Annotated in this window: 4 protein-coding genes; all 4 read left to right on the top strand. The window is 37.5% G+C overall.

What is annotated here, in order from left to right:
• Positions 1-252: 252 nt before the first annotated feature.
• Positions 253-1,455: a glycoside hydrolase family 105 protein gene (locus JO950_RS20840; protein WP_202704364.1), complete on the top strand. Its 1,203-nt coding sequence runs from the start codon at positions 253-255 to the stop codon at positions 1,453-1,455.
• 22 nt (positions 1,456-1,477) lie between these two features.
• Complete coding sequence (locus JO950_RS20835) at positions 1,478-2,698, top strand: glycoside hydrolase family 105 protein (protein WP_202704363.1); 1,221 nt, start codon at positions 1,478-1,480, stop codon at positions 2,696-2,698.
• A gap of 73 nt (positions 2,699-2,771) precedes the next feature.
• Positions 2,772-4,796, top strand: coding sequence for a pectate lyase (pelA, locus tag JO950_RS20830; protein WP_202704362.1), 2,025 nt, complete (start codon positions 2,772-2,774; stop codon positions 4,794-4,796).
• A gap of 65 nt (positions 4,797-4,861) precedes the next feature.
• On the top strand, positions 4,862-6,211 hold the full coding sequence (locus tag JO950_RS20825; protein WP_202704361.1) for a glycoside hydrolase family 28 protein: 1,350 nt from the start codon (positions 4,862-4,864) through the stop codon (positions 6,209-6,211).
• The last annotated feature ends 221 nt before the right edge of the window (positions 6,212-6,432 follow it).

Below are 6,432 nucleotides of genomic sequence, written 5' to 3'. Positions count from 1 at the left end.
GAAGAGTGAAGAGTGAAGAGTGAAGAGTGAAGAGTGAAGAGTGAAGAGTGAAGAGTGAAGAGTGAAGAGTGAAGAGTGATGAGTGAAGAGTGATGAGTAAAGAGTGAAGTGTGTCAGAGATTAAAAGGATTAAAAAATCTGCATGATCGGTATGATCTGCGAGAGAAAAAGATATTCGTAATTTAATACACAAGTTAACCTAATCCATTTTAATCTGTGGCAAAAAAGGCCAACTACCAGAATGTTAGTTTTATGCTTAAACCGACTTTTATAAAAACCAATTGGATTGTTTTACTGTTGATTTTCAGTACTAAAATAATGGCGCAGACGACTGAAAATAACGTCTTACGTGATAATTTAAAGTGGTCACAGAGAACAGCGCTTACAATTATAGATAAATATCCAAAAGCCTGGCAGATTGACGGAACTGAAAAGCCAAAATGGGATTATAAAATGGGATTTGTTTTGTTTGCTTTTGAAAAATTATATCAGAAAACAAACGATAAAAAATATTTCAATTATATCAAAGAATATGCAGATGAACTGATTGATGCCAATGGAAAGATCGCGAAGTATGATAAGAACGAGTACAATATTGATTGTGCCAACCCGGGCAAACTGTTGTTCGGACTTTACGACGAAACTAAGGACAAACGGTATTTAGAAGTACTACAGGAGCTCCGGGATCAGTTAGACCATCAACCCAGAACCGCAAGTGGAGGATTCTGGCACAAGCAAATTTATCCCAATCAAATGTGGATTGATGGTTTGTTCATGGCCGAGCCTTTTTACACTCAATACACGGTGAAATTTGAAAATGGTAAAGCTTTGAACGATATTGCCAGACAATTTGAATTGGTGCACGATCATTTGACAGATAAAAATACAGGCTTGGTTTATCAGGCTTGGGACGAGAGTAAGGAAATAGCTTGGGCAAATCCGCAAACGGGAACCTCGCCAACCATCTGGGGACGTGGTATAGGCTGGTACATGATGGCTTTGGTTGAAACATTGGAATACTATCCAAAAACACACCCCAAGTACAAAGTGCTAAAGGAATACCTGAATCAAATCGCCAAAACTGCCGTACAGTATAAAAGTACATCAGGTTTATGGTATCAGATTGCTGATAAGCCCGAAATGAATGGGAATTTTTTAGAAGCATCATCGTCAGCCATGATTATTTATGCTTTAGCAAAAGGAACAAATAAAGGATATTTGAGTTCAGTCTATAAAAAGACAGCGCAAAAGTCATTTGAATCCTACGCAAAAGAATTTGTGACTACTGACGATCAGGGCCATATTGTGATTTCAAAGGTATCTTCGAATGTGGGTTTAGGAGGAAAACCATTTCGGGACGGATCAAATGAATATTATATCAAAAGTAAGGCAAAGGACAATAGTTCACCGGCTCTTGCTGCATTTTTGCTGAGTGCATTAGAATTAGATAAATAGTAGAATTTAAAATAAAGTAGCAATGAAAAATAAGAATACAAAAGGTTATTTTACAGCAATGACGTTGGTTTGTCTGATGGTCTTTGCAAGCTGTAAAGTCACTTCGCAGGAACCTTCAAACAAAGAAATTGTGATCGGAAAGGATTTAAAATGGTCTGATAAAATGGCTTTGACTTTAATGAAACGTCATCCCGAAAGTTATAGGATCGATGATTCAAAAATAGCAAAATGGGATTATGTTCATGGATTGGTTTTACATGCTATTGAAGAACTGAACAAAAAAAATCCGGATCCAAGATACGCAGCCTATGTAAAAAGCTATGCAGATGTTCTTGTTCAAAACGACGGTACGATTAAAACCTATGAACTGGACAAGTATAATATTGACTTAATTGTACCGGGACGCTTGTTGTTTGATATTTACGCTACTACCAAAGATGAAAAGTATTTAAAAGCGCTTCAGCTACTACGCAAGCAGTTGACAGAGCAGCCAAGAACAGCCAGTGGTGGATTCTGGCACAAACAAATTTATCCGAATCAAATGTGGTTGGACGGTTTGTACATGGGTGAACCATTTTATGCCCAATATACTGTTACCTTTGAAGGAGGGAAAAGTCTTGATGATGTTGCGAAACAGTTTGAGTTAATTCAATTGCATGCAACAGATCCTAAAATAGGTTTGTTGTATCACGGTTGGGATGAGAGCAAACAAATGCCTTGGGCAAATAAGGATAAAGGAACCTCTCCGAACTTTTGGTCAAGAGCTTTAGGCTGGTATGTAATGGCATTGGTTGATGTTTTGGATTATTTCCCTAAAAACCATCCGAAACAAAAAGAACTGGTAAAATACCTGAATACGGCTTCGGTTGCTTTAGCTAAATATCAGGACAAATCCGGTTTATGGTATCAGGTTACGGACAAAGGTGGGGCAGAAGGAAACTATCTTGAAGCTTCGGGATCGTCAATGTTTGCTTATGCTTTTGCAAAAGGAGCGAACAAAGGATATCTGCCTGCAAAGTATAAAAATTTGGCCCATAAAGCTTTTGACGGTTTAACCAAACAATTGATCAGGGTAGATGCTGATGGTGGAATCACTCTTACGCAAGCCTGTCAGGTGGCAGGTTTGGGAGGGAATCCATATCGCGATGGATCGTATACGTATTATGTAAACGAAAAGAAAAAAGACAACGATCCTAAAGCAACAGGACCATTTATTCTAGCAGCTGTTGAATTAAACAGATAATATACTATAAACCCGACAGGTTTTTAAAACCTGTCGGGTTTATTGGATTAGAATAACAAAATAAAATTTTAAAATGATTAAGTTAAAAAATATCCTATTGCTTTTTGGTATGGCTCTGAGTTTTGGTATTCAGGCACAGAACACCTATAAAAACTGGCCGGATGTCATTCGAAAAAATGATGCAGCCTGGTTTGGTACCGATGAGGCCAAAAATATAGCAGAGAATGTACTGCTCTACCAAAGAGAGATAGGCGGGTGGCCCAAGAACATTCAAATGCAGAATGAATTAACGCCGGAGCAGAAAAAGGATTTACTGAAGCTTAAAAAAACAACTGCAGAAACGACTACAGACAATGGGGCAACGTGTCAGGAGATGCTTTTCATGTCTAAAATGTACGCGCAGGTAAAAGACGATCGATACAAAGAATCGTTTTTAAACGGATTGAATTATTTGTTGGAAGCCCAATATAAAAATGGGGGATGGCCTCAGTTTTACCCTTTAAAAAAAGGCTATTACACGCACATCACATACAATGATGATTCGATGGTGAATATCCTGAACATTATACGCCAAGTAAGTGAGGAAACCGATTATTTTAGTATAAAACCATCTAAAGCAATGGTCGAAAAAGCGAAAGAATCTTTCCAAAAAGGAATAGATTGTATTTTAAAAACACAATACAGACAGAATGGTATTTTAACAGCCTGGTGTGCACAACACGATGAGGTTACTTTGACACCTGCAAACGCAAGAGCATTCGAACTGGCATCGTTAAGCGGCTCTGAATCCGCAAAAATTGTATTGCTTTTAATGTCGGTCGAAAAACCTTCTCCTGAAATTATTACAGCCGTACAAAGCGCAAAGCTTTGGTTTGAAAAAACAAAAATCACCAATCTGGAAGAAAAGCGTGTTTTAAATGACGCCGGAAAAGTGATCGATAAAAAAATGATTGTAACGCAAAATGCAGCCCCGATCTGGGCGAGATTTATGGATCTTTCTACCAATGAGCCTTTCTTTTGTGATCGTGACGGAATCCGAAAAAAATCAATAGAGGAAATTGGTGCCGAAAGACGAAACGGCTATTCCTGGTATTCAGATTCACCCAAAGAAGTACTTAAAAAATACACCGCCTGGGCTGTAAAAAACGGAGTAAAAATAACGTCTAAAGAATCTTCAAATGCCCAAAAAAGTAACCGGATTACTGTTGCTTTAGACGGTTCGGGAGATTTTACAAAAATTCAGGATGCTATAAATGCGTGCCCTTCTTTTCCTTATGAAAAGGTAACTGTTTTTGTGAAAAACGGAATTTACAAGGAGAAAATCCGTATTCCGGAATGGAACAGTCAAGTGGCTCTAATTGGTGAAAGCAAAGAAAATACCATCATTACTTTTGATGATAACTTCTCTAAGATTAACGTGGGGAGAAATAGTACTTTTCATACCTATACCCTTTTAGTGGAAGGCGATGATTTTTCGGTATCCAATTTAACGATTAAAAATGCTTCAGGTGATAACGGTCAGGCCATTGCACTGTCTGTTGTAGCAAACAGAGTTCAGATTTCAAACTGTTTAATTCTCGGAAATCAGGATACGCTCTATTTGTCCGGAAAAGAAGCCAAACACTACATTAAAGACAGTTACATCGAAGGAACAACCGATTTTATCTTCGGAAGTGCAACAGCTCTGTTTGAGAACTGCGAGATTCACAGTATCAAAAACTCCTATATTACTGCTGCTTCAACACCTGAAGGAACCGCTTTTGGATTTGTTTTTAAAAATTGCAAACTCACGGCTGAGCCGGCAGCAACAGCAGTTTATCTAGGTAGACCTTGGCGTATCTATGCCAAAACCGTTTATATGAACTGTGATTTGGGAAAGCATATCAGACCGGAAGGTTGGGAAAATTGGTCAAAACCCGAAGCGGAAAAAACGGCTTTTTATGCCGAATACAATTGCAAAGGCGAGGGAGCTTCCTCTGCAAAAAGAGTTTCATGGTCACATCAGCTCACAAAAAAAGAAGCTGAAAACTACAGCACAGAAAACATTCTAAAAGACTCAATTCCAAATTGGTATTCCGGTCAGGCAGCCATAAAGTAAGAGTAAAAGATTCGCAAAAGCCTTAGCACCTTAGCCACTCAGAACCTAAGAACCTTTAAAAAAACATGACTTTTAAACACTTCATTTTTCTATTCCTTTCCTGGGCTTCTTTTGCTCAGAGTACTGAATTTCCATCGACTAAGGTTGATTCAATTGTCAATAGAATTCAGCTTCCCGTATTTCTTTCGTATCAAATTAATATGGTAAAGTTAGGAGCAAAGGGGGATTCCATTACCAATAACAAACCTTTCTTTGACAAAGCAATGGCTTTGTGTAAAAAGAATAAGGGCGGAACAATCATTGTTCCAAAAGGAATTTATAAAATCAATGGTCCGATTCATTTTGTGAGTAATGTCAATCTTAAATTAGAAAAAGGGGCAAAAATTAAATTCAGCGATACTCCGACAGATTATTTACCAATGGTTTTAACGAGTTGGGAAGGAACAATGTTATACAATTACAGTCCGTTGATTTATGCTAATGAATGTTCGAATATTGCCATAACCGGAGAAGGAACGATTGATGGTAACGGAGGTAAAATCTGGAAAAGTTTTAAAGCAAAGGAAGGCGCCGGAAAAAACAGAAGTCGTGATATGAACCATAATAGTACACCTTTTGAGGACAGGAAGTTTGGAGAAGGATACTTTTTGCGTCCGCAGATGATTCAGTTTTTAAATTGTAAAAACATTTTGGTTGAAAATATTCATATTGAAAATTCTCCTTTTTGGTGTTTGCATCTATTGAAATCGCAGAGCATTACCGTGCGTGGTGTGCATTACAAATCATTGAATCATAATAACGATGGAATTGATCCTGAGTATGCAAAAGATGTTTTAATTGAAAATGTGACCTTTGATAATGGGGATGATAATGTAGCCATAAAAGCCGGACGAGATCATGAAGGAAGAGCTAATTCGGCTACTCCAAGCGAGAATATTGTCATTAGAAATTGCAAGTTTAAAGGACTTCATGGAGTAGTGATTGGGAGCGAAATGTCGGCGGGAGTTCAGAATGTATTCGTCGAAAACTGTGAAACAGCAGGATATTTAAAACGAGGCATTTATTTGAAAACCAATGCTGACAGAGGCGGTTTCATCAGGAATGTTTTTGTGCGAAACGTAAAACTCGATGAGGTCGAGGATTGTTTGTATATCACAGCCAATTATCACGGAGAAGGAAGCGGTTTTCAATCTGAGATTTCAAATATTTCATTCTCCAATATTACCTGCAACAAGGCCACGGCATCCGGAATTGTAATTCAGGGATTTCCGGATAAAAAAGTACGTAACATCTCCTTTAATGCTATCAATATCAAGTGGGCAAAAAATGCGATTTCAAGCGAAAATGCCAAAGATGTATTGCTCAACGAAGTTGTTATCGGAGAAAAAGCAACGGTGCCAACGGCAGCGAAATAGTTTTTTTAAAGGATCTGAGTGGCTAATGTACTAAGGTACTGAGTTTTTTGTTTTAGGTTTTAAAAAGTTGTACTTATTTTCAAAAACACATTAACTATGTGAGAGAAAAATATTTCTCTGTAGTATTCTTTTTTAAATTTAGAAACTATGTTTCTATGTGTTTAGTTTTATTTTTTCGAAGTACACTAAACGGATTAATTTTAAATCAAATGACTAAATAT

Source organism: Flavobacterium sp. UGB4466 (genome assembly GCF_903469665.1).
Classification (GTDB): domain Bacteria; phylum Bacteroidota; class Bacteroidia; order Flavobacteriales; family Flavobacteriaceae; genus Flavobacterium; species Flavobacterium lipolyticum.
This window is presented reverse-complemented; position numbering and strand designations above follow the sequence as displayed.

What these genes read in the sequence shown, in the direction of transcription:
- JO950_RS20840 (WP_202704364.1), top strand. Translation starts at nt 253, where the DNA reads ATGCTTAAACCGACTTTTATAAAAACCAATTGGATTGTTTTACTGTTG.
- JO950_RS20835 (WP_202704363.1), top strand. Translation starts at nt 1,478, where the DNA reads ATGAAAAATAAGAATACAAAAGGTTATTTTACAGCAATGACGTTGGTT.
- pelA (WP_202704362.1), top strand. Translation starts at nt 2,772, where the DNA reads ATGATTAAGTTAAAAAATATCCTATTGCTTTTTGGTATGGCTCTGAGT.
- JO950_RS20825 (WP_202704361.1), top strand. Translation starts at nt 4,862, where the DNA reads ATGACTTTTAAACACTTCATTTTTCTATTCCTTTCCTGGGCTTCTTTT.